This window comes from Alkalibaculum sporogenes, assembly GCF_009362815.1.
In the GTDB taxonomy this organism is placed as follows: domain Bacteria; phylum Bacillota; class Clostridia; order Eubacteriales; family Alkalibacteraceae; genus Alkalibaculum_A; species Alkalibaculum_A sporogenes.
In genome coordinates, this window is the sequence record NZ_WHNX01000002.1 from 1 (window position 1) to 24,897 (window position 24,897).

General features: G+C 33.6%; 18 protein-coding genes and 1 pseudogene. 9 read left to right on the top strand and 10 right to left on the bottom strand.

Annotated features, from left to right (window positions below; genetic code table 11):
* From GC105_RS17405 to GC105_RS01065, 3 genes and pseudogenes are all read right to left on the bottom strand, one after another.
* Positions 1-294: pseudogene (locus GC105_RS17405) on the bottom strand (hypothetical protein); the annotation flags it as partial.
* Positions 295-469: 175 nt separating this feature from the next.
* Positions 470-1,561, bottom strand: coding sequence for a tetratricopeptide repeat-containing glycosyltransferase (locus tag GC105_RS01060; protein ID WP_152800815.1), 1,092 nt, complete (start codon positions 1,559-1,561; stop codon positions 470-472).
* 4 nt (positions 1,562-1,565) lie between these two features.
* Positions 1,566-2,675, bottom strand: a complete 1,110-nt coding sequence (locus tag GC105_RS01065) for a glycosyl transferase family 2 (protein WP_246169654.1) — start codon at positions 2,673-2,675, stop codon at positions 1,566-1,568.
* A 253-nt stretch (positions 2,676-2,928) separates the two neighbouring features.
* Between GC105_RS01065 and GC105_RS01070 the strand changes: the two genes are divergently transcribed.
* From GC105_RS01070 to GC105_RS01085, 4 genes are all read left to right on the top strand, one after another.
* The gene (locus tag GC105_RS01070) at positions 2,929-4,305 is read left to right on the top strand and encodes a class II fumarate hydratase (protein WP_193708226.1); all 1,377 of its coding nucleotides are present in this window, start codon (positions 2,929-2,931) and stop codon (positions 4,303-4,305) included.
* Positions 4,306-4,541: 236 nt separating this feature from the next.
* Complete coding sequence (locus GC105_RS01075) at positions 4,542-7,196, top strand: DEAD/DEAH box helicase (protein WP_152800819.1); 2,655 nt, start codon at positions 4,542-4,544, stop codon at positions 7,194-7,196.
* Positions 7,193-7,897, top strand: coding sequence for an SWIM zinc finger family protein (locus GC105_RS01080; RefSeq protein WP_152800821.1), 705 nt, complete (start codon positions 7,193-7,195; stop codon positions 7,895-7,897). Before GC105_RS01075 ends, GC105_RS01080 begins: the two co-directional genes overlap by 4 nt.
* 303 nt (positions 7,898-8,200) lie before the next feature.
* Positions 8,201-9,181, top strand: a complete 981-nt coding sequence (locus GC105_RS01085) for a uroporphyrinogen decarboxylase family protein (protein ID WP_152800823.1) — start codon at positions 8,201-8,203, stop codon at positions 9,179-9,181.
* Between the two features lie 171 nt (positions 9,182-9,352).
* Here GC105_RS01085 and GC105_RS01090 read toward each other — a convergent pair whose 3' ends face one another.
* Positions 9,353-9,826 (bottom strand): glutathione peroxidase, encoded by a 474-nt coding sequence (locus GC105_RS01090; protein ID WP_152800825.1) that lies wholly within the window; start codon positions 9,824-9,826, stop codon positions 9,353-9,355.
* Between the two features lie 195 nt (positions 9,827-10,021).
* Here GC105_RS01090 and GC105_RS01095 point away from each other — a divergent pair, with 195 nt between their 5' ends.
* A complete protein-coding gene (locus tag GC105_RS01095) occupies positions 10,022-10,342 on the top strand; it encodes a DsrE/DsrF/TusD sulfur relay family protein (RefSeq protein ID WP_152800827.1) in 321 nt (106 codons plus the stop codon).
* Positions 10,343-10,381: 39 nt separating this feature from the next.
* Complete coding sequence (locus tag GC105_RS01100; protein WP_152800829.1) at positions 10,382-10,852, top strand: C-GCAxxG-C-C family (seleno)protein; 471 nt, start codon at positions 10,382-10,384, stop codon at positions 10,850-10,852.
* 58 nt (positions 10,853-10,910) lie between these two features.
* Here the strand turns inward: GC105_RS01100 and hydF are convergent, their stop codons facing one another.
* The 5 genes from hydF to GC105_RS01125 all read right to left on the bottom strand — a co-directional run bounded on the left by hydF (position 10,911) and on the right by GC105_RS01125 (position 19,442).
* Entirely contained in the window at positions 10,911-12,143 is a 1,233-nt protein-coding gene (gene hydF, locus GC105_RS01105; protein WP_152800831.1) for a [FeFe] hydrogenase H-cluster maturation GTPase HydF, read from the bottom strand.
* Positions 12,144-12,146: 3 nt separating this feature from the next.
* Positions 12,147-13,547: an aspartate ammonia-lyase gene (locus tag GC105_RS01110; protein ID WP_152800833.1), complete on the bottom strand. Its 1,401-nt coding sequence runs from the start codon at positions 13,545-13,547 to the stop codon at positions 12,147-12,149.
* 371 nt (positions 13,548-13,918) lie between these two features.
* Positions 13,919-15,700: an ASKHA domain-containing protein gene (locus tag GC105_RS01115; protein ID WP_152800835.1), complete on the bottom strand. Its 1,782-nt coding sequence runs from the start codon at positions 15,698-15,700 to the stop codon at positions 13,919-13,921.
* Between the two features lie 287 nt (positions 15,701-15,987).
* Positions 15,988-18,435 (bottom strand): glycyl radical protein, encoded by a 2,448-nt coding sequence (locus GC105_RS01120; RefSeq protein WP_152800837.1) that lies wholly within the window; start codon positions 18,433-18,435, stop codon positions 15,988-15,990.
* 53 nt (positions 18,436-18,488) lie between these two features.
* A complete protein-coding gene (locus GC105_RS01125) occupies positions 18,489-19,442 on the bottom strand; it encodes a glycyl-radical enzyme activating protein (protein ID WP_193708227.1) in 954 nt (317 codons plus the stop codon).
* 329 nt (positions 19,443-19,771) lie between these two features.
* Between GC105_RS01125 and sdaAB the strand changes: the two genes are divergently transcribed.
* On the top strand, positions 19,772-20,440 hold the full coding sequence (sdaAB, locus tag GC105_RS01130) for an L-serine ammonia-lyase, iron-sulfur-dependent subunit beta (protein ID WP_152800841.1): 669 nt from the start codon (positions 19,772-19,774) through the stop codon (positions 20,438-20,440).
* Positions 20,441-20,452: 12 nt separating this feature from the next.
* Positions 20,453-21,316 (top strand): L-serine ammonia-lyase, iron-sulfur-dependent, subunit alpha, encoded by an 864-nt coding sequence (sdaAA, locus tag GC105_RS01135; protein WP_152800843.1) that lies wholly within the window; start codon positions 20,453-20,455, stop codon positions 21,314-21,316.
* A gap of 81 nt (positions 21,317-21,397) precedes the next feature.
* Here sdaAA and GC105_RS01140 read toward each other — a convergent pair whose 3' ends face one another.
* Positions 21,398-22,780, bottom strand: a complete 1,383-nt coding sequence (locus tag GC105_RS01140; protein WP_152800845.1) for an MFS transporter — start codon at positions 22,778-22,780, stop codon at positions 21,398-21,400.
* Positions 22,781-23,052: 272 nt separating this feature from the next.
* Here GC105_RS01140 and GC105_RS01145 point away from each other — a divergent pair, with 272 nt between their 5' ends.
* Positions 23,053-24,876, top strand: coding sequence for a UbiD family decarboxylase (locus GC105_RS01145; protein ID WP_152800848.1), 1,824 nt, complete (start codon positions 23,053-23,055; stop codon positions 24,874-24,876).
* Positions 24,877-24,897 lie beyond the last annotated feature (21 nt).

Consider the following 24,897-nt stretch of genomic DNA (forward strand, 5'->3'; position numbering starts at 1 on the left):
AGGCCCAATAGGTCCAGTATCACCAGCAGGCCCAATAGGTCCAGTGTCACCAGTAGGCCCAATAGGTCCAGTATCACCAGCAGGCCCAATAGGTCCAGTGTCACCAGCAGGCCCAATAGGTCCAGTATCACCAGCAGGCCCACCAGCAGGACCCTGAGGACCCTGAGGTCCTTGAGGACCCTGAGGTCCTGGAATTGGAATAAATTTTGGATAACAGCCACATTGAGAACTGCAGCTTTTGCCATGGGGGTGGCAGTTGTTGTTTCTATAATCATTACAGCTGTATCTATTCAAAAGATAACCTCCTTGAGATATTGATATTACTATAATAATTTATGGAATTAAAAAGACAATGTTACATATTAGTACTAGTTTAGTTTATGCAATCTTAATAAATATCACTACTTGGATACTCTTAATATTGATAGTGGATTTTTAAGAATTACAATTAGCATGTTGATTTACATAATTACTTACAATTGTACTTTTTTTCTATTATATTTAGATTGTCAATAAGTCGTTTATCATTAGGGGTATATGAAAGTGCTGCTTTTGCATGAGTGAGGGATTTATGATACATACCCAGCCAATAGCAGCTTATAGCCTTCAAATCATCTGGTGTATGATCCCAGCAGTACCCCATGTTCACATACACCGGAGACTTCTCATGTATTTTGAGGGCCTCTTCCGTCATAAAAAATACCATCTCCCAATTTTTTACCAGATATGCCACTTGTGCACATTCTATATAGGGTTCTCTCATATGAGGACATTCTACAATAGCTTTATAATACCAGCTAAACGCTTCAGTGTGATTAGAAAGTTCAAAGTAAGATTTTGCAATCCATCTCATGGCAGCACAGCGCTCTTCTTTCCAAATGGAACTTTCTAAATTTAAATGCCTTTTTAATATACTAATACATTCCTCCCACATACCTTTATACATATATTCACGACCGAGATAATAGGTAACTCGGTCGTCTTCAGGAGTCTCTTCGACAGCCATTTCCAGTAATGGGAGATAGGAGCATCTTGACTTAGTATCATCTGGGTAATGATTGAGTACCATCCCAGTTGCAAATACTTTTTTTTCAGGTAGTTTTCCAATATATTTTAAGCATTCATGTACAGGATAAATCCATTTATAATCATTTCTAGAATGAGCTTTGAAATAATGAAATTGTACGTCCGGGGTGCCATCAGATTTTAAACTCCAGTTATACAGATATTTTGCCATTTTTGTCTCAGGTGTCCAAACATCTTCAAGACATCTTCGCCACCCATCTTCAAAGATTTCATCTAAATCGGTACAAACACATATGTCTATATCTTCGGGAACATGGTCTAAAGAAATATTCCTGGCTAAATCAAAGCGCCAAGGGTTTACTTTTTCATTGTAAACGACAGCACCTTTTTTAAGAAGCATTTGAACTGTACCGTCTTCTGAACCAGTATCAGTTACAATAATCGTATCAGCCTCACTCATTGATTCCATCCACCTATCCACAAATCTTGCTTCATTTTTGCAAATAGCATATACACATACTTTATACTTATTCATATTATCACCCCGTTGATTCTATCATTTTTTGATGAATTAAATGTAGATTATGCTTCAACCGTTCATTTCCTTTTGACATTTCACTAGCTTTTTTAGCATATTCATATGACCTTTGATATAAGCCCAGCCAATAATTGCTAATAGCAGCAAGGTCATAAAGTGTATAATCCCAAGATTGTAGTTCTAGAAGATAACTACCTGTTTTGTTTTTTATTTTTAATGCCTCATTCGTCATAAGGTTGACAAGTGGCCAATCTTTTTCTAAATATCCAAGCTGCGCCATATATAGATACGGTTCACGAACAAAAGGACATTCAGCAATTGCCTTATAGAGCCAGATACGAGATTCTTTAAAGTTCCCTTTTTTTTCATGACATTTTGCAATAAACCTCATTGCTGCACATCTTTCTTCACTCCATTTAGATGTAGGCATATCTAAATATCTTTTTAAAGTAGAAATGCTATCATCAAGTTTATTGTGGTACATATATTCTCTGCCAAGCCAGAACAATCCTCTATTATCATCAGGATTTTCGCGTAGGGATAACTCTAACAAGGGAAGATATTGACTTCTTGATTTTGATAAGTCAGGATAGTGATGTAAAACTAAGCCTGGAACCCAAACAGTATTCTCTTTTTCTGCGCCATGATAGGCAAGAACTTCATGGACAGGATGTATCCAGCGGAATCCGTTCCGGCAATGAACTTTTTCCATTGTGAATTGTTTATTTGGCGTTCCATCTTCATCATAACTCCATGTGAATAGATATTTTGCTCGAGTAACATTCGGCGCCCATACATTTTCGATTTTTTCTCTCCAACCTAATTCAAAGACTTCATCAAGATCATTGGAAACACAAATGTCAATGTCTTCAGGGATATGATCCATAGCGATGTTTCTTGCTACGTCAAATCGCCATGGATGTATTATTTCCTTATATACTAAAGCTCCGCGAGCTTGTAGTTTTTTAACAGTGGAATCAGTGGAACCGGTATCAGTAACAATAACTATATCAGCTTCACTTACTACGTCCATCCAACGATCAACGAACTGTTCCTCGTTTTTGCATATTGCATAAACACATATTTTATATTTATTCAAAGGATACTCCATTCTGCCGCCTTAAACGACTTTGATTTTCATACTATTATATTCAATGTTTTAGATTTGTTATTAATATATGAACTAAGAATAGTGCTTGACACTAAATAAGCGAAATAGCTAAGTCTGTATAGCTGTATTTTATAGAGCTATTTTTGAAATACTTTGACTACATATCACTGTATAACCTCAAACACATATATAATAAATAAACAAATGGTAATAATAAAGCATTATATATTTTATGATTAAAAAGGAGAAAAGTATGAGTTCTAAAAACAAATATCGATTAGAAAATGATACATTAGGTAACATAATGATATCACCAGATGCATATTACGGTCCTCAAACTCAACGTGCTGTAGAAAACTTTCAAATAAGTGGAATAAGGTTACCACGGTCGTTTATTAAAGCACAAGGAATCATAAAAGCTTCTTGCGCATCTGTAAATGTAGAGTTAGGATCACTATCTCCTGAAATGGGAAAAGCCATTATACAAGCATCTGAAGAAGTGATAGAAGGAAAACTAGATGACAATTTTGTGGTTGATGTATATCAAGCAGGAGCAGGTACGTCCCAGAATATGAACGCAAATGAGGTAATAGCTAACCGTGCTACAGAAATCCTTGGCGGTTCTCAGAAAATTCATTCAAATGATCATGTAAATATGTCACAGTCAACAAATGATACATTTCCTTCTGCACTTAATATTGCAGCAGCAGAAACTATTAATCTAAGGCTATTACCAGCTTTGTTAGAATTAGAACAGGAATTTCAAAAAAAATCAGATCAGTTTATGTCAGTATTAAAATCAGGTCGTACACATCTGCATGATGGTGTGCCTATGCGTTTGGGGCAAGAATTATCAGGTTATACATCTATTATTCATGATATATACCTTCAATTAGAGAGAAGGCTTGATACCTTGTATCAAATAGGATTAGGGGGAAAGGCAATTGGTACGAAAATAAATCTACACCCTAATTATATACAAAAGGTTATTTGCGAAGTTAATAATCGAACTAAATTACCATTTCGTGAGCCAGTAAACATTTTTTCATTTATGCAAAATATGAACGAGCCAATTCGATGCATGATGACATTAAAAGAACTAGCAATACACTTAATCAAAATCACTAGTGATTTACGGTTACTTAGTTCTGGTCCTCGAACAGGACTCGCCGAAATAACACTTCCACCTATTCAACCAGGATCAACAATTATGCCTGGTAAAATAAACCCTGCTATTTTAGAGATGACTCATATGGTGTGCTGTCAAGTTATTGGCTATGAGACGGCAATTGCTACTGCCGGTTTAGCAGGTCAATTAGAAATTAATGTAATGATGCCACTTATTGCACATACATTTTTACATTCTATTGAATTACTAACTAATAGTATTTATACACTTTCAAAAAAATGTATAAATGGGATAGAAGCAAATGTTGAAATGTGCAAAAAATGGATGGAAGATAGTCTTTCTTTAGTTACTGCTTTAAGTCCAATCATGGGCTATGATATTGCTTCACAGATTGGAATGAAGGCAGATGAAGAGAATAAAACGATAAAACAAGTTCTTGAAGCACAAGGGTTACTAACAGAAGAAATTATTAATGCACTTGACCCAAATAATATGGTATAGAAATACCGTAAGTAAGTTTAACACTATGATTATTGACAAAATAAAGTGAAACTTTATTCAGTAGGAGTTTTCTTCATCCCTTACAAAATAAAGTTTCACTTTATATATAATATTAGGTTTCAAAACACATTACTATTGAGATTGAAAAGGAGTAGATATAACTATATAATATATATAATGCAAACATCGTCTATTATATAGAGATTAACATATATAAATTAAAGGAAAAGTGAATTATGGCGGAAAATATGGAGTTAATAGCAGTAATTACCAAAGATGACTTTTATATTGATTATGAGATAATATCAAAAAAACATACGGAAGCAAAGATAATATTTGAACAAGAGTGGTCTAAAAGATTTAAAGAAGATAAATACAGTACTTTGTTTTACTTAGGATTTATTAATAAAGTAGATTATTTATCCACATCTTTGAATTTTCTCTATATGATTTCAGATATGTTTATTCAAAAAATATCAAAGCAACCTGATATTGAATTTTCTAGAGATAAGGTATATTTAGAAATAACCTTAGATGAAATGGAAGAAATTCAAAATAAAACTCCTTTTATTAATGGGATGGAGTATTTAGATAATGACTGGATCAATCAAATATGGAGTAGGCTCAATGAAGTGTTTAGAGTTGAGATTAATAACTATGAGGGATCGGTATATGCCTTCTTGACAGAACATAACTCGGGCATAAATGTAGCAGGTAGAATATTTTTTCATTTAGTAGAAAATCAAGATGAAGAATATCCTTTTGCTTTTATGGCTACCTATTCTAGTAAGCAATACAAAAATAAGAAAGCTGTACACACACCTTTGAGGAATGCACTATTAGAGTATAAGGGCGAACAAGAAAAACTTCTCTCGTTATTGTCTACGGTTAGTCAAGTTGCCAACAAGAGTGTTTTCATTTCTAATTTAATGGAAAGTGGTGAATTGTTTTCTCCTCTAAAGATTACAAAGGATGAAGCATATACTTTTTTATCTGAGGTATTAATCTATGAAGAAGCTGGTATTATGTGTCGTATTCCTGATTGGTGGAGAAAGAAAACTAATACTCTAAAGTTGTCACTATCTATTGGAGACAATGAACCTTCAAAGGTGGGATTAGACGCATTACTATCATTTAAACCAACACTATATTTTGGAGATACTAAGATAACAAAAGAGGAAATAGAAGAGTTGTTAACTCAGACTCAGGGGCTTGTCCTTATAAAGGGGAAATGGGTTGAAAGCAATCATGATAAGTTAAATGCAGCTTTACATGCATTTACTAGAGCAGAGGAACTTTCATACAATGAGAATCTTACACTTGCGCAAGCCATGCGTTTAGAACTAAATGTTGAAGATACGCTAGGGATTAAGAGTAAAGAACTCAATTTGTCAGTATCTAATGGACAGTGGTTAAGTAGTATAAAAGAAAAGATGTCTCATCCAGAATATATACAACATGAAAAGTTAGATGAAAGCTTCCTTGCAAATTTAAGACCTTACCAACAAATAGGTTTTGACTGGTTAAAATATATGCTAGACTTAGAGTTAGGTGCGTGTCTTGCTGATGATATGGGACTTGGTAAGACGATTCAGATAATCGCTCTCTTAGAATATATGAGAAACAATCGTGGTGGAAGGGTACTACTCATTATTCCTGCTTCTTTAATTGGCAACTGGCAAAAGGAAATTGAAAAGTTTGCTCCAATGATGTCGTATGGTATTTTGCACGGTCATGCAGCCCGCAAGAATATAGAAGATTTTCAAGAAAGAAAAAATTTTTTAACTATAACGACTTACGGTATGTCAGTCCGTTTAGATAAACTAATGGATACAAAATGGGATTTAATCATATTGGATGAAGCACAAGCTATTAAAAATCCCAATACGAAGCAAACTAAGAGAATTAAAGAATTAAAAGCAAGGACAAGAATTGCCATGACTGGAACACCAATTGAAAATAGACTTTCAGATTTATGGTCATTATTTGATTTTTTAGATGGAGGACTACTTGGAAATGCTAAAGAATTTACCATATTTATAAAAGGACTTAAAACGGATTCAGGAGGTTATGCAAAGCTTAGAAGGATAGTAAATCCATTTATATTAAGGAGACTAAAAACTGATAAATCTATTATAACAGATTTACCAGATAAAATTGAGCTGAAGGAGTATCCGACTCTCACTAAAAAACAAACAGTATTATATCAACACCTTGTAAAAGAGTTGAATCAGAAATTGGACAAAGCTGAAGGTATCGGAAGAAAAGGATTAGTATTATCGAGCATAGTTAAGTTTAAGCAAATATGTAATCATCCAGATCAATATTTAGGGCAGGAAGATTATAAAAATGAGCATAGTGGAAAATTTGAACTATTAAAAAATATATGTGAGACAATATATGAGAAAAGAGAAAGAGTATTAGTATTTACACAATTTAAAGAAATAACTGGTCCTCTATATTTGTTTTTAAAAGAAATATTTCATCGACCAGGTTTTGTATTACATGGAGGAACTTCAGTGTCAAAAAGGACCCAAATAGTAGACTCGTTTAATGGAGAAGATTACATTCCTTATATGGTATTATCCCTAAAAGCAGGTGGTGTGGGCTTAAACTTAACAAGTGCAAATCACATTATTCATTTTGATAGATGGTGGAATCCTGCTGTAGAAAATCAAGCAACAGATAGAGCTTTTAGAATAGGACAAAAAAAAGATGTAATGGTGCATAAGTTTATTAGCTCTGGAACAATAGAAGAAAAGATTGACTTAATGATAGAAGAAAAGCAACATCTTTCAGGAGATATAATTCAGTCATCTGGTGAAAATTGGATTACAGAGTTAAGTAATAATCAACTTATGGAATTATTTACGTTAGGTGGTAGCAAATGAGTTATTATGATTATATATCAGCAGCACAAAAAAGAGAGAATGCTAAGAAAAGTATAGATAAACTGAAGGAAAAGAATCCTGATATTGAACCCATAATTATAGTAGGAAATGCCATTGTTAATACCTGGTGGGGTAAGGCCTGGAATAAAAATTTAGAGAGTTATGCAGATTATCGCAATCGTATTAGTCGTGGTCGTAGCTACGTAAGAGCAGGTGCAGTTTTGCATTTAAAGATTGAAAAAGGCAAAATAATGGCTCTTGTACAAGGAAGTAGATCAAAACCCTATGATGTTTCAATCTCAATTAACCCTTTAGAAGCAAAAACTTGGAAAGAGATAAAGAGTATATGTAATCGTAGGATAGAATCATTAGAACAACTAGCTACGGGTAGATTTCCAAAAGAGTTAGAGATTTTGTTTACTGAAAAAGATGGGATTTTTCCATCGCCTAAAGAAATACATTTTCAATGTAGCTGTCCTGACAGTGCAAGTTTATGTAAACATGTGGCAGCAACATTATACGGGGTAGGAGCAAGACTAGACATGAAACCTATGTTGATTTTCCAGATGAGAGATATCGCTTTTGATGAGCTAATAAAAAGGTCAATAGAAGATAAATTACAGAGTATGCTTAAAAACGCAGATAATGACAGTTCTAGAAAGATTGATAGTAATAAAATTCATGATTTGTTCGGAGTTTAACAGTATAAACAACTATTTATACTGTTTTTTAATGTGCGAAACTTGTTACTACGTAATATATAGTTGTGAAGTTCTTAGAGTCGAATCTTATATTTTATTAATTATTTTAAAGAATATGAAAATAGGTCTTGTATAAAATTGTAATTTGTATTATCATATACAATAAGTGTAGTGAAAATATATTGGATAATACTCAAATATACATTATATTTTAATATGAGATAAAATCTTTATTAGATAGTGTGCTACTACAGATGCTATGAACTTAGAAATACAACATAAAATATGAGGAGGTAGTATCGAATGCTAACTAAGAGACAAAATTTGATTGAAACTATGAAAGGAGGTAATCCTGATAGATTTGTAAAGCAGTATGAAGCTTTTGCAATGATGATGGGTGTCCCTATTATACGTAAAAAACCTCCAATTGGTGGAGAAATAGTGAATGAATGGGGTGTTACGGTAAGATGGCCAGAGGGTCAAATAGGTGCATTTCCTGTACATGATCATGAACATAAAGTAATAAAAGATATTACTAAATGGAGAGAAGTCGTTAAAACACCTTCCATTGATGTTCCCAAAGAAGCTTGGAATGATATTAAAGCACAAGCTGCAGCTATTGACAGAAATGATCAGTATGTAACCGTTTTTGTAGCTCCTGGGCTTTTCGAACATACACATTATCTAATGGGTATGGAAGATGCATTAATGAACTTTTATGAAGAACCAGAGGCAATGCATGAACTAATTGAATGTCTTACTGAATATGAACTAAAGTATGCTAAAGAATTAATTGACAATATTAAGCCTGATGCTGTATTCCATCATGATGATTGGGGTAGCCAGATTTCTTCTTTTCTTTCTCCTTCAATGTTTGAAGAATTCTTTGTTGAGCCTTATAAGAAAATTTACGGATTCTATAAAGAAAACGGCGTAGAATTAGTTATTCACCATAGCGATAGCTATGCAGCAAACCTTGTTCCATCAATGATTGAAATGGGAATTGATATTTGGCAGGGAGTTATGACTACTAACAGTATTCCAGAGCTAATTAAGGAATATGGAACAAAAATTACATTTATGGGTGGAGTTCATAGTGGTATAATAGACACATTTGATTGGACTAAAGAGAAAATAGAACAAGAAGTTGAAAGAGCTTGTAAGGAAAATGGAAAATTATATTTTATACCAGGTGCAAGTCAAGGTCTAAATGTAAGTTCATTCCCAGGTGTATATGAAGCAACAGATGATGCAATAGATAAAATGAGTAAGGAAATGTTCTAAATAATAAAGATTTTAGATGAAAAAAAGTTTCACTTTATTTCAAAGCAATTAAAAAGTCTACATAAAAAGTAGACTTTTTAATTTATAGAGAATAATGAACCAAGAGTCTAATTGCAGACAATGTAACAATTAGTTTATGTAATTTATAATAGCTTGTGTACTAGTATATAATTATAATAAATTAGCAATGCTTGCATCAATTTTTTCTGCTTCTGTAGTTGGAGCAAATCTCTCTATTACATTACCTTTTCGGTCTATTAGGAATTTTGTAAAATTCCATTTAATATTTTTACCTAAAAGCCCCTTTTGTTGCGATTTCAAATATTTAAACAGTGGTTCTGCATTTTCTCCATTTACATTAATTTTAGAAAACATAGGAAAAGATACATTATAATTTAATTGACAAAAATCTACTATTTCTTCTTCAGTACCAGGAGCTTGATTGCCAAATTGATTGCATGGAAAATCTAATATTTCAAGACCTTGATCTTTGTATTTGTCATATAACCTTTGCAAACCCTCATATTGTGGGGTAAAAGCACATCCAGTTGCTGTGTTAATTATTAGTAAAACTTTACCACTATATTCTTTCATACTAACCATATTACCGTTTGAATCTTTTACTTGATAATCATAAATATTCATAGTTTAAGACTCTCCTTTTATATTAGTTTATTACCATTAAATTGTACACAACTTATTATTTTTTGTCAAGACATTGTATTAATTATTCTACATTGTATATATTATGTTTTATTATAAAATTACAAAATATATAGGTTAAGATAACATTTAAAGGTATAATAGGTTGATTACTTTAATTCTATGGGGGGGCGCAATATGAAAATAGGGATAATTATTGAGACAAAGGATTATGAAAAAGCATTTAATGGGATGCGTTTTGCTGTTACTGCATTTAAAATTGAACATGAAGTAAAGATTTTTCTACTTGGAGATGGTGTTGAAATACCGTTTCTTTCTCATGAACTATTTAATGTATCAAGTCAGGTAAAAGAATTTATTCATATTGGTGGCGAAATTTTAGCTTGTGGTACATGTATGAATATAAGAAATATCAAAGAATCAGATTATTTTGAAGTTTCTACAATGGTTGAATGTGTGAATATGGTCGAATGGGCTGATAGAGTGGTAACATTTTAAAATTAATACAATAATTAAAGATACATGGAGGTATAATAAATGATAAAAGAAATAGATGTATTAAAAATAAGAAATACTGCAGAAGGATATTATAGAAATGGTGATTATTATTGTTCTGAAGCAATAGTAAAAACAATTAAAGATGAGTTTGGGCTAGAAATTTCAGATGATATTATTGCAGCTGCATCTGGTTTTCCAATAGGTCTAGGTGGTTCGGGATGTACATGTGGAGCTGTTGTAGGTGGAATTATGGCCTTAGGACTTTTTTTTGGTAGGATAGAACCTAAGGATGAAAAGGTTAATAAGGCTATGGCTCTTACTAAAGAATTGCATGATACATTTAAAACAAATCATAAACATTTATGCTGTAGATTACTAACTAAAGGTATGGAGCTAGGTGCACCTAATCACATGAAAAAATGCATCTCCCTTACAGGAGATGTGGCAATAGAAGCAGCTCAAATTATTATTAGAGAATTAGATCAAAGATATTGTTATAAGTCTATATAATCTACATACTGATAGTATAAGTATAAAATACATAAATGTTTAAATAAATAATCATAGACTAATCTTTAGTCCATAACATTTTTGCTAAAGGAAATGGTTCTAGTGCACGGTCTAAGATACCGTGTACATGGGCAATAAGTATACCGTAGTTTACTATTGGAATGTCATATTGGGATGCAATAGAAAGTCGATGTAACATGGCACGTTGATTAAGCATACAACCCCCACAGTGGACAATTAATGAATATTTGGTAATGTCTTTTGTAAATTCGGTGCCTGAAACATGGGTGAATTTTAATTTCTTGCCAGTAAGTTGGCGTAGCCAACGTGGAATTTTTACTGTCCCTATATCATCAGATTGGCGATGATGGGTGCAGCCCTCCGCGATGAGAACTTCGTCATTGTCTTTTAACTTTGATATTTGTTTTGCACCAGAAACCAAAGTGTTTAAATCTCCTTTGTATCTTGCAAAGAGAATAGAAAAGGAGGTCATTAAGATTTCTCTTGGTGTATCAGCTGCAACTTTTAAAAAAGCTTGTGAATCTGTAATAACCAATTTGGGTTTTGCGGATAACTTATTAAAAGTATCTCTTAACTCAATTTCCTTAGTAATAATAGCCATAGCATCACTTTCTAGAATATCTCTGATAGTTTGTTGTTGAGGTAGTATTAATCGTCCCTTTGGAGCTGATTTATCAATTGGTACTACGAGTACTACTAAGTCTCCAGGTGAAATTAAGTCACCAACAATTTTAAATTTATCATCATCAGTTGGAGTGATCTTTGACAAAGTAGATTTGAATTTTTGAATACTTTTTTTATCAAAAGTAGATACTGGTAATAACTCAATTCCTAAATCTTTTTCAATTATTGATTTAGTTTCCACAGCTTTCTCTATTAAATCTATTTTATTTATAACACCAATAACTGGAATACCTTTGTCTTGTATTATTTGAAGTAATTTCTTTTCTTCTTTGAATTCTTTTTCTGAAGCATCTAAAACTAAAACTGCAATATCTGATTTATTTAAGACATCCAAGGTCTTTTCTTTTCTCAATTCTCCTAAAATAGAAGAGTCACTTAAGCCGGCTGTATCGATCATAGTTACAGGTCCTAATGGCAACAATTCCATAGATTTATACACTGGATCTGTAGTAGTTCCTTCTACAGAAGAAACTATAGCTATATTTTGACCTGTTACTGCGTTAATCATACTTGATTTTCCTGAATTTGTTTTACCCAAAAAAGCAATATGAAGTCTATTGGATGTAGGGGTACTGTTTAAGCTCATCTCTTAACTCCTTCCTGGTATACCTGGTTTTGTTACTTGGTATACATTAAAAATCTTGTTGATCTCTGTTTCATTAAATATCTTTTTCGATAAAAGTAAAGTTTCTATAGAAATATCTTTTTCAAATGATTCCTTTGCAATAGCACTAGCTTGATCATAACCAATATAATCGATTAAAACAGCAGACAATGCAGAAGATTTTTTTAATACATCTAGACAATGTCGCTCATTTGCTTTGACCGATTGGATGCAATCTTTATCAAAAATAGGGATACTATTGATTAGTAAATCTAAAGATTCCAGTAGGCATTCTGCGATTAAGGGTGAAAAAGCATTTAATTCTAGTTGACCAGAAAAGGCTGAAAGTGTTATACTGCTGTCATTTCCAATAATTTTGTATGCTACTTGGACCATCATTTCGCAAATAACTGGATTTACTTTTCCTGGCATGATAGATGAGCCAGCTTGGCGTGGTTCTATGTAAATTTCTGATAATCCTCCCTTAGGTCCTGATCCCATAAGCCTTAAATCATTTGAAATTTTAATAATATTTACGGCACAAGCTTTTAATAAGCCCGAAACCTCTACAAATACATCTGTGTTTTGTGTAGTGTCTACTAATAAATCACTGCGTGCAATGCCTAAGCCAGTTAATCGTTGCAATTTATCCGTCATTCGGTATATATATTCTTGAGGAGCATTTAGACCGGTACCAATAGCTGTTCCACCTATGTTAACTTCGCGCAATCGTTCTTCAACTTTATATATACGCCATCTATCTCTAGATATGGCTTTTGAATAAGCTCCAAATTCTTGACCTAAAGTAATTGGCAATGCATCAGATAACTGTGTTCGCCCTAACTTTAAAACTTCAGAGAATTCATTTTCCTTTTGCTGGAGGCTTTCTTGTAAATTAGAGAGAACTTCCGCTAAACATCTAATCTTATTAATGGCTGCAATTCGTATTGCAGTAGGGTATACATCGTTAGTGCTTTGTGAACAATTCACATGGTCAATAGGATGAACAATATGGTAATCTCCTTTTTTGCCTCCTAAGTTCTCTATAGAGATGTTAGCGATTACTTCGTTTACATTCATATTTGTAGAGGTGCCTGCTCCACCTTGAAGAGGATGAGTAATAAAAGACTCATAATGTGAACCACCTAATATCTCATCACATGAAGCTACAATGGCATCACTTATAGATTCAGATAATAATTTGAGATCCTTATTTACTAATGCAGCAGCTTTTTTTATTATAGTTATAGCATTAATTAAATCCATATTTACGTGATGGTTTGTAATAGAAAAATTAGCCTTCGCTCTTTGTGTGTAGATGCCGTAATAAGCTTCTATTGGAACCTCTAAATTTCCTAATGAATCACTTTCTTTACGAGTAGGCATTATGCACCAACTTTCTTTTGTTATAAGAGTAACGGGTATTTTATTTGTTAGGGAAACATTTAACTATATAGTAATCTTATAGTAACAATAAGTCAATATTATATATACTATAGGAAAAAAAGATATATAAAAGAAAATCTTAAGTAAAAAGAATTAGGGGAGAATATCTATTGCCTAACTACTGTCATATTAAGTTATAGGAGAGGATATGGCAATAAAGTTTTATACTATTTATATTTAATAAACATTAAGCTATTTCCATGGAAATAGCAAGGATTCAACAAAAAATGATAAAATAAGCATTAGAGAACAAACAAATAGCACATAACCTTTTTGCAAAAGGTATGTGCTGTTTGTTTAATGTTAATATTTTAGTAACGTTCAACTTTATTCAGATACAGATTATCAATATAATTATCATTAAAATTAGAGTTTGAAGCGATTTCTATATGAATAGCATTTTCTGCAGTTTTTCTACATTCAGCCTCTTCATTTTTAGATAATAAAAATAATTGTGAACCAGTTGCTGCAGCATTGCCAATTGTATAAACAGGAACACCTTCATAATAGGGTATCATACCTATATACTGGGCTTTATCGATATTGATATAGTTGCCAAAAGCTCCTGCCATAAGTATTTCTTCTAAATCCTCACCTTTTATACCACTCTCTTCAATTAACATAGTGCAACCTGTAAAAATAGCTGCTTTTGCCAATTGAATTTGACGAACATCTAGTTGTGTTAATAGGAGTGGTTTATTATTTTCAGTTTCCTCACTATTTGCAATAATAAATGCCTTTCCTTTTTCCGTTACAATTAATCTACTAGCTAGTTGTGGAGACTCTATCTTTGATGAGTCTACATAAGCTCCAAGTTCGGTAATTATATCGTAGCGTAATAGCTCAGCTATTAAGTCTATAATTCCTGAACCACATATTCCTTGAGGTTTTACATCCCCAATAACCTTGTAATATAAATCACCACCTGTAATTGTAACTCTCTCAATAGCACCTATAGTACCTCTCATGCCATTTTCTAGACCATATCCTTCTAATGCAGGTCCTGATGCCATTGATGAAACTTTAAAACTATAATTTTTTCCTACGCCTACTTCGCCATTTGTTCCTAAATCAATAATAAGTCTATTTTTATCATCATTTTGTAAAGATAATAAAACTGCTGAAGTATCTCCACCTACATGCCCACCTAATATAGGAAGAACAGTTATAACACCACTTGGATTTATTTTAATTTTAAGTTCTTTTGATCTTGTAAAAACTGTTTCTTGGATAGTGCTTGTGAAAGGGATTTTTCCTAAATAAGCAGGATTAAAACCGAGAAGCAAATGTTGCATTGTACTATTTCCGCAAAAATTAGCTTGATAAATCCTATTCTTATCTATATCATGTTCCTTGCAGATATCCTCGATAATTTCATTAATTGTTTCAACAACCAATTCATTTAATCTTTTTAAACCTTTATCGTTATTGATTGTATAATCAATCCTACTGATAACATCGCCGCCAATGCTTATTTGTTTATTTAATTTTGAACTCATACCAATTTGCTTATATGTTTTCATATCATACAGGTATCCTACCACGGACGTAGTTCCAGTATCGAAAGCTAAACCATAAAGTTTCGAATCTATATTTGCGGGGATTATATCAACAAGTATATTTCCGTAAACGATTACCTCTATACCGTCTAAATTATGAAAGACATTTGATAACTTTCGAAGTAATTCTATAGATGGTTTATGTAGATTTAAATTTAATGCTCTAAGTAACGTTAGCCAGTCACTTTCACCTAATTCAGTTTTCAACTCTTCACGTTTTAAGAAGAAGGATTTTAGTGAAGGATCTGGTTCGATATCTTTAATCATGTTGGTCGTAAGTATTTGAGATATTGCTTCTTGACCAGTAATCATAATTTGCATTCCATCAGATACCTTAGTAATACATCCTAGTACGGTTAATTCCTTACCATCTTGAATAATTTCCACTGCACATTTTCCACATTTTCCTTTACCTCCACATACCTGATTCAATGGGTCACCAATCATTGCACAAGCATCTGCAATTTTTGAATCTTCGCCTATTTCTAATTCTTTACCAAGTAATGGGAAATACACTTTTATTATTTTAGACAATCCTATTCCTCCTTAATGATTACAGGTTATATTATAGTTGTATACTATTATATTATACCCAATAAATTTCAAATAAAGAAACAAAATTTAGTAAATTCAATTATTTTTTTAATTGATCGATTCATTTATACTACTATAAGTTATAATAACAGTATAGTAGTTAAAACATATAAAAGTAGCTATAAGTTTAAATTAAGACTCATAGCTACTTTGTTTTTAAACAACTGTAAATTACTAAATGAACAATTATAATTGATAATCTATATAGGCAATTTAAAGTGTACTAATTAAAGACTGTTCATTTCCGTTCTACTGATGACGTCATTTTGCATTGTTGTAGGAAGTTCGTTAAAGTATGCTGAATAGCCTGCTATACGAACGACGAGATCCTTATAACTTTTTGGATCTTTTTGAGCAGCTCTCATTGTATCTGAGCTTACAACATTGTACTGAACTTCCATACCTTGATTTTCAAAGTATGCTTTAGTCATGTCTCGTAGTGAAATTTTAGCTTCCTCAGTGCTCAACGCAGAGGGATGGATTCTAAGATTTAGAGCAAGACCATCCATGTAACGTCCATGATCGAAACAACAGATAGATTTAAAGACAGAAATTGGACCATTTTTATCTCTTCCTTGCCCTGGTGAGGTAGCATCAGCAAGTGGTTGACCGGTATTTCTACCGTCAGGAGTTGCAATAGTAACAGAACCTTGGACAACGTGTTGGGCTGCACCATAGAGACCAGCTTTGTAATACTTGCTTCTTTTACTATAGCATTCGCAACAATTTTCATAGTAAATATCGGTGACCCAAGCCATTAGTTCATCAGCATAAGGATCGTCATTTCCATAGTGGGGCACTAAACTCAAGACTTGTTGTTGTAGAACTTCATAACCATTCCAGTTAGCCATGACTGCGTCGTAAAGCTCCTTAGCAGTACACAGCTTTTTATCAAAGACCATGTATTTAATGGCTGCTAGAGAGTCAGAAACAGTAGCAAGACCCGTTGCAGTACCTCCGTAGGAGTTGTATTTTGCACCACCCACAGTACAGTCTTTACCTGATTCCATGCAACCTTCAATAGATATGGAAAGTGCAGCGGAAGGAGCGTAGAATGTCGATAGGTTTTCAACGTAGTTTTGTATGGTTACTGACCACTTGTGTAAGTAATCAAACTGGGTTTTATATGCAGACTTTACATCATCGAATGTTTTCATGTCGTATAGATAGCCAGTCTGTAAGCCACCTTTCTTTCCATTGGATGGATTGACCCCATTGTTGAGAGCAGTCATAAGGACATTACCATGACTTCCAAGTCCAGCCTTACCATGTAGACCATTTCCAGCAGGATAATCATTTCCACAACCGACGATTTCTTGGCAACCGATTATACCATAGTCTCGGGCATCCCTAAGTTCGAATTCAAGTTCTTTTACAAGGCTAGGAATGATGACTTCATCATTCTGGAAAAGTGGAAGACCACCGACTAGTCTAGTTGTTTCTATAGCACAGTCCCATAGTTTATCTGGAGTGTTTTTATTGATTCTTAAAGAGATAGTTGGATCGTGAAGCTTAAGTCTACCAACAGTCTCGAGTATCATATAAGTGACAGGGTTAGTTGCATCTTCACCAGTATCGCGATTAACACCACCAATAGTTGTGTGATGGTACGTTACGCCAACACCGGTATAAGCAGCTATTTTAGGATTAGAAGCACGATAGAAGCAATTAGACTTTAGAAAAAAAGCATCTACTATTTCCTGTGCCTCATCCATAGTAATACTGCCAGATTTAAGATCAGCCTCAAGAAAAGGCCAAGTATACTGATCAAAACGACCGAAAGCGAGAGCAGGATGCCTAGCTTCTTGATAAAGTAAAATCTGATACATGATTGTAGCCTGACATGCCTCCCAGAAATTGCGAGCAGGATTTTCAGAAATCCACATTAAGCCATTTCCCATCTTCATAAGTTCGGCTTTACGACATTCATCCTTACACAAATTCGCCTTGTCAAAGCAAGCTTGACCGTAATGTTTAATCATATTAATCGCTGCATCACATATAATAACTGCGGACTTGTAAAACATATGTTTATCAACGTCATTACCCATTAGATTACCTTTGTGGGCATCAATCCAGTCTTGAGCTTGTTTTCGTATAGTGTGATATCCGGTGTTAATGATCTTTTCGTAGCCGGCAACAAGATGACCAGTGTGTATAGGTGTTCGCATTTTTGAGCCCATTTCTAGTATGCCGAGTCCTGCAACCTCTTCAAAGCCCTCAGGTGCCCAAGAGTCCATATAAGAAGTTACAGTATTGTCTTTCCAAAAGTCTCGGAATGACATAAAACTATTAATTTCTTCTCTACTCATACTCATGTGTACGCCTGATGGATCAGTACGATGATATAGACCATCATCCCAAAGTTCCCAAAGCTTCATTTCTTCGAGTTCTTGCCATAACCAACTTGCGTCCCATTCTGGCCACATGCCTGAACCTAGAAACTCCTTTCCAATATTGCCAACTATTATCTCAAAATCCTCAACACGACATGTCATTTCAGAGCAGATATCATATGTAGCTAGAGCTGTTTTGATTATTGGTGGTACCTTAGCATTTTTTTTATGCGACTTTGTTAGGGCAGCTACCCTTTCTGTATCTACTGGTATTACTCTGTCCCGCACGAGTTGATGCATAAGCTCTATACGATCTGTTGCAGATCTAAATTTGTACATAATTAAGTTCACTCCTTTTAATGTTAGATATGATTTTTTTATAGTTAAAATGATTAATGAATTTGTGCTGGTAAATCGTAGGACAACATTAAATCTAGATAACTTTGCATTTCCTCGTCAGAAGGAGGATCTACATTTACTAGTTTGTAATTAAGGCCAATGCGAAGATATTTCGTAGTTCCCATATTGTGATAAGGTAATAGTTGAATCATAGTAACAGCATCTCCCAGATCCTTACAAAAATCTGCTGTCTTCATCATATTTTCCATAGATGCGTTGAGTTTTGGAATAGTTGGAATACGTATTTGAAGCTTTCCTCCATTTTTTGCAATGAGTTTTGCATTTTCAAGAATAAGTTCATTGTCTACACCTACAAAGTTTCGACTTCTCTTCGGATCCATATGCTTTAAGTCAAATAAGAAAAGATCTACATAAGGTAATATTTTTTCGTAGTTTTCACCAGGCGCGAACCCTGTAGTATCAACGCATACAGTAAGATTGCTCTCTTTACAACGTTTAGCAATGGCATATGTAAACTCAAACTGCTCCATAGGTTCACCGCCAGAGATAGTTACACCTCCATCCTTTCCGTAATATTTCTTATCTTTTATAATACGTTTAAATACATCTTCAAGTGAAATATCATATCCTGAGGGAACAAGGGCATTAGCTGGACATACTTTAGTGCAGGCAAGACAATTATCGCATTTACTTCTATCTATATTTATCTTAGTTATCGTAGAATTATCTATTAGTGATTTTTCAGGTTCTCTTTCGTACAGAGCACTATTTGGGCAGACATTAATGCATAATCCACACTTTACTGTTCCTATGCAACGCATATCAAACCATGAGAGTTGAAAATCATAATTTTGTGACTCTGGACTATGACACCATAAGCAAGTCAGTGGACACCCCATTAAAAATACGGTAGTACGAATTCCTGGACCGTCATGTACAGAGTATCCTTGTATATCGTATACTCTTCCTTTGATATTTTCGCTCATTAACCACATACATCCCTTTCCATATATTTTTCTAATAATCCTATCATTATGTTAATAGCAATTAATTGATTCATAATTTAATCTACACTTTGAGAGATTACTTGCTATGTTTATATTGTATATACCTGATTTTACTTTCTCAATAACAATAAAGGACATACTTTATAAAAAAACGTCCTTTTTTTACTATAAATATAAAATGGTGATAATGGTACTAATATTAAATATAGTGGAAATAATATGTTATAGATGATTGCCAAGAGTTGCTTGTAGGTGAGTTTAATGAAAGGTATGTAAAAAAGAAAAGATGGATGGGTGATTTATATAATATGAATAATATAAGTGTTTTTGATGTTATAGGCCCTATTATGATAGGTCCTTCAAGTTCCCACACAGCAGGTGCTTTAAAAATTGCACTCCTAGCGGGGAAAATGATCAAAGAAGAAATTGTTAGTGTAAAATTTATACTTTATGGGTCTTTTGCTGAAACTTATAGGGGACATGGAACAGATAGAGCACTTTTAGCTGGAATTATGGGTTTTAATACAGATGACTTCAGAATAAAAGATTCGTACTCTATAGCAGATAAAAAGAACTTATTATATTTTTTTGAGGTAAATAAAACAAATATGGAAGTACATCCAAACACTGTTGATATAATTATTACTAATGAAACAGGGAAGGTAGTAACTGTAAGAGGAATATCTTTAGGTGGAGGTAATATTTCTATTAGAAATATAAATGGTGTAGATATAAGCCTTTCAGGTAATTATAATACTATTGTAGTAAAACAAATAGATACGCCTGGAGTAGCAGCACATATTACAAAAGTTTTAAGTTTAAACAAAATTAACATTGCTTTTATGAGCATTTATCGTGAAGTCAAAGGCGAAAATGCATATACAATTATTGAGGCTGATGATGAAGTAACACAAGATATTGTTACACATTTAGAGAAAAATAGTTTTATAGAAAGCGCTATACTATTAGAGGTTTAGGGAGAAGTTAGAATGGATTTTACAAATGCACAAGGTCTTTTAAAAATATGTAAAGATAAGAGAATTAGTATTTCTAAGGCTATGATTAATAGAGAAGTCGAAATAATTATGGCTCAAGAGAAAGAAGTAATTGAAAAATTAGCTTATACTTTTCAAATTATGAAAGAAGCTATTAATAAAGCACTTACACAAAAAATTGTATCTATGGGTGGGCTTATAGGTGGAGAAGCAATCAAAATAAACGCTAGAAGAATAAATAGCGATCCTGTATGTGGAAAAATAATATCTAAAGCGATATCATATGCAATGGGTGTCTTAGAAGTTAACTCGTCAATGGGACTTATTGTTGCAGCACCAACGGCTGGTTCATCAGGAGTTATTCCAGGGGTGTTTGTAGCAATACAAGAAGAATACGGATGTTCAGATGAAGAGATGGTAGATGCCCTTTTAAATGCTGGAGCTATAGGTTATTTGATAACGCGAAATGCTACTGTATCAGGGGCTGAAGGTGGGTGTCAGGCAGAAGTAGGCTCAGCAAGTGCAATGGCTGCTTCTGCTATTACTCAAATTATGGGAGGTACTCCAGAACAATGTCTCTCGGCAGCTTCAACTGCAATAATTAATACACTAGGACTAATTTGTGATCCAATAGCAGGTTTAGTAGAAGCCCCATGTCAAAAACGCAATGCTATGGGAGCATCAAATGCACTAATTAGTTCAGAGATATCTTTATGTGGAATAATGAGTATCATTCCTTTTGATGAAGTCATTAGTACGATGTATAATGTAGGTAAAAGTCTCCCGCGTGAGCTAAGAGAAACAGCTCTTGGCGGTATAGCCGCGACTCCAACTGCATGTAAGATGTGTATTAGATAACTGTTTTATGAAAAATATCACCTTACGGACATGCAAGGTGATATTTTTTATAGTTAAATATAATTATATATCCTATCTCATTTAAGTGATATTGTTTTGTCTTGTAGTAATTTCTTCTTTCATTTTCTTTAAATCTTCTGGTTTTAAGCCGTAGAATAGAATACAAACAAAACCGAAGACTGCTGCAGTGGCAGGTAGAAGAGTTGCGATAAGCGCAACTCCGGCAGCTATTTCTGGTGTTGGGTCCATTCCACCAACATAACCAATTGCTGCAAGGGCATAGGCTGAGATACTCCCAGAAATAACCATTGCAATTTTTATAGGGAATGCAGATAATGACATTACTACACTCTTAGCAGATTTTCCTGTCTTCCATTCTGCATAGTCAGCACAGTCAGAATATACAGCACCAGATATTGAAAAGCCAAAACCACTGCTAAATGACGCAAGACCACAAAGGATAAGGAAAGCCATAGGTTCTCTACCTATAAAGTAAGCTAGTACGAGGAAGAACGCTTGCCCTGATAAACCAATTACATATGTTTTCTTTGTACCTAATTTTTTTGCTAATACAGGTCCTACAAAGTTTCCAACAAAACCACCTATTGTTAAGCTTAGGAAATAGGAAGAAACAAGTAACATATCTCCAGCTACGTATTGATAGAAGAATACTGCAAATCCAGCTAAAGACAAAGCGGCAGTGAAGCGTCCAAGTTCTGCTAGCATTAATGTAATAAGGTATTTGTTACCAAGTACTTGTTGAGCCATCTCTTTAAAAGTTGGTACATTTTTTGCTGGCCAACGTCCTGGTGTGTCAACTGGTTTAGCTGCAGTAGAGGATACTATGTATGCAAACCACTGAAAGATACAGAATATTAACATGTATAAAAAGAAACCTCTTGCATTTCGCTCTCCTTGACCACCAAGAAAGATAATAATCGGTAATGAGAATAAGCTAAATAAGATACGACTTCCTGTGTTCATCTGATTAGTTCTCGAAGCAACCATTATTCTCTCATCAGGAGTATTTCCCATAGCTGGTAATAAACCAAATCTAGCAGAATACCCAAAGTTAACAAAAATGTGACCTATCATATAGAAAACAGAAAAATAGATAGCCATACTTGCTTGGCTCATACCCGTGGGAACGCGGAACATCATAATAAAAGAAATTGCAACTATTCCAGGTGCAATCATCATCCATGAGCGATATTTCCCCCATGGTAGTTTTGATTTTTCAATAATAATACCAGTAAGTGGTACAGAAATTGCATCAACGATTCTATTGATTAAAATCATTGTACCTACGAGAGCAGGTGCGAGTAATGCAATGTCAGTTAAAAAATAAACATAATAGCTTACAGCAACTTGCATCATTAAACCGAAACCTACTTCGGCAAAGCCGTAAGCAGTGGCTCTTGAAGAACTTAACTTAAAATCTGTAGCAGTATTATTTACATTCATATAAATCTTCTCCTTTATTTTTTATTTTTAATAAACTTTGTCTTTGAAAACATAATAGTATAAATAGAAAATAAAATGTGTTATAAGTGAGTATTTTTTATTTGGATATAGTTACTAGATCATTTCTATAGAGAATATTGTATCTATATATGCAAACTGATACAATAACAATAAAAGACATGATTTATAAAAATAATGTCCTTTCTAATATCTTGTAAATAAGGTGTAGTAATGTATATAAATACTATGAAAAAAGAAATGAGGCTATAAGATTGTATAGAAATTTAGAAGAGTGTATTATCGATTTAGAGAACACAGGTCAATTAGTTAGGGTACATGAGGAAGTAGATCCAAATCTAGAAATGGCAGCAATACATATGCGAGTGTATGCAAATGGAGGACCAGCATTATTATTTGAAAATATAAAAGGAACAAACTATAGAGCAGTATCTAATCTTTTTGGTACAATAGAGAGAAGTAAATTTATTTTTAGAGATACAATTAATGAAACACAGAGCGTAATCGCATTACGTAATGATCCAATGAGTATAGTGAAAAATCCTTTTAGATATATTAAAACAGGGATAGCAGCTACTAAAGCACTACCTTGGAAAAAGTCTAGTAATAAGGTACAAGGGTTTAAAGAAATACAGATTTCTGATCTTCCACTCATTCAACATTGGCCAAATGATGGAGGAGCATTTATTACTTTGCCACAAGTGTATACAGAAGATCTTGATAATCCAGGGATTATGAATAGTAACTTAGGTATGTATCGTGTCCAGCTTAGTGGTAATGATTATATAATGAATAAAGAAGTTGGTATGCATTATCAAACACAAAGAGGTATCGGTGTTCATCAACAGTCTGCTAGAAAAGATAGAGTCCCTCTGAAAGTGAGTATTTTTATTGGAGGTCCTCCTGCACATACCTTAGCTGCAATTATGCCTTTGCCCGAAGGCTTAAGTGAAATGACTTTTGCGGGATTATTATCTGGACGAAACTTTCGATACTGTTATGATGAGGGATATTGTGTCAGTTTAGATGCCGATTTTGTAATAACAGGAGAAATCTATCCATGTGAAACTAAACCAGAAGGCCCCTTTGGTGATCATATAGGATATTACAGTCTCGTTCACGATTTCCCTGTTATGAGAGTAAATAAAGTTTATGCTAAAGACAAAGCAATTTGGCCATTTACAGTAGTCGGACGCCCTCCACAAGAGGATACTTCATTTGGTGATCTAGTTCATGAGTTGACTGGAGATGCAATAAAACAGGAAATTCCTGGTGTGAAAGAAGTACATGCTGTAGATGCCGCAGGAGTTCATCCACTACTATTTGCTATTGGAAGTGAAAGATACACTCCGTATCAACAAGTTAAACAGCCATCAGAAATTCTTACTATTGCAAATAGAATATTGGGAACAGGACATGTTAGTTTAGCTAAATATCTGTTTATAACTGCAGAGGAGAATAAACCACTAGATACTCGAGATGAAATAGATTTCTTAACATATATACTTGAAAGGATCGACCTTCATCGCGATATTCATTTTCAAACAAACACAACTATTGATACTCTTGATTATTCAGGAACTGGCTTAAATGAAGGTAGTAAAGTTGTAATTGCAGCTTATGGTGACAAAATAAGAGATCTGTGTAATGATATTCCCGAACAGCTAAAGGGTATAAGTAACTTTATAGATCCTCATTTAGTAATGCCAGGAATTGTAGCTATTAAAGCACCAGAATTTTCAAGTTATAAACAAGCACAAGAGGAAATAAATCAATTATGTATTACTATTGTTTCAAAAGGTGAAATGCCAATATGTCCAGTAATTATACTTTGTGATGATAGTAAATTTATGAGTATTTTTAATAATTTTTTATGGGCAACATTTACTCGAAGTAATCCTTCCCATGATATTTATGGCGTTAATAGTTACTATAAAAATAAACATTGGGCATGTGATAATATGATCATAGATGCTCGCATAAAACCTCATCATGCACCTCAACTAATTTTAGATCCATTAGTTGAAGAAAGGATTGAACGTTTCTTTGTTGAAGGAGCAAGCTTAAATAGATTATAAGAAGAGAAGGACTTACTTAAA

Coding starts and splice junctions, on each gene's coding strand:
- GC105_RS01060 (WP_152800815.1), bottom strand. CDS start 1,561: ATGAATAAGTATAAAGTATGTGTATATGCTATTTGCAAAAATGAAGCA.
- GC105_RS01065 (WP_246169654.1), bottom strand. CDS start 2,675: ATGGAGTATCCTTTGAATAAATATAAAATATGTGTTTATGCAATATGC.
- GC105_RS01070 (WP_193708226.1), top strand. CDS start 2,929: ATGAGTTCTAAAAACAAATATCGATTAGAAAATGATACATTAGGTAAC.
- GC105_RS01075 (WP_152800819.1), top strand. CDS start 4,542: ATGGCGGAAAATATGGAGTTAATAGCAGTAATTACCAAAGATGACTTT.
- GC105_RS01080 (WP_152800821.1), top strand. CDS start 7,193: ATGAGTTATTATGATTATATATCAGCAGCACAAAAAAGAGAGAATGCT.
- GC105_RS01085 (WP_152800823.1), top strand. CDS start 8,201: ATGCTAACTAAGAGACAAAATTTGATTGAAACTATGAAAGGAGGTAAT.
- GC105_RS01090 (WP_152800825.1), bottom strand. CDS start 9,826: ATGAATATTTATGATTATCAAGTAAAAGATTCAAACGGTAATATGGTT.
- GC105_RS01095 (WP_152800827.1), top strand. CDS start 10,022: ATGAAAATAGGGATAATTATTGAGACAAAGGATTATGAAAAAGCATTT.
- GC105_RS01100 (WP_152800829.1), top strand. CDS start 10,382: ATGATAAAAGAAATAGATGTATTAAAAATAAGAAATACTGCAGAAGGA.
- hydF (WP_152800831.1), bottom strand. CDS start 12,143: ATGAGCTTAAACAGTACCCCTACATCCAATAGACTTCATATTGCTTTT.
- GC105_RS01110 (WP_152800833.1), bottom strand. CDS start 13,547: ATGCCTACTCGTAAAGAAAGTGATTCATTAGGAAATTTAGAGGTTCCA.
- GC105_RS01120 (WP_152800837.1), bottom strand. CDS start 18,435: ATGTACAAATTTAGATCTGCAACAGATCGTATAGAGCTTATGCATCAA.
- GC105_RS01125 (WP_193708227.1), bottom strand. CDS start 19,442: ATGAGCGAAAATATCAAAGGAAGAGTATACGATATACAAGGATACTCT.
- sdaAB (WP_152800841.1), top strand. CDS start 19,772: ATGAATAATATAAGTGTTTTTGATGTTATAGGCCCTATTATGATAGGT.
- sdaAA (WP_152800843.1), top strand. CDS start 20,453: ATGGATTTTACAAATGCACAAGGTCTTTTAAAAATATGTAAAGATAAG.
- GC105_RS01140 (WP_152800845.1), bottom strand. CDS start 22,780: ATGAATGTAAATAATACTGCTACAGATTTTAAGTTAAGTTCTTCAAGA.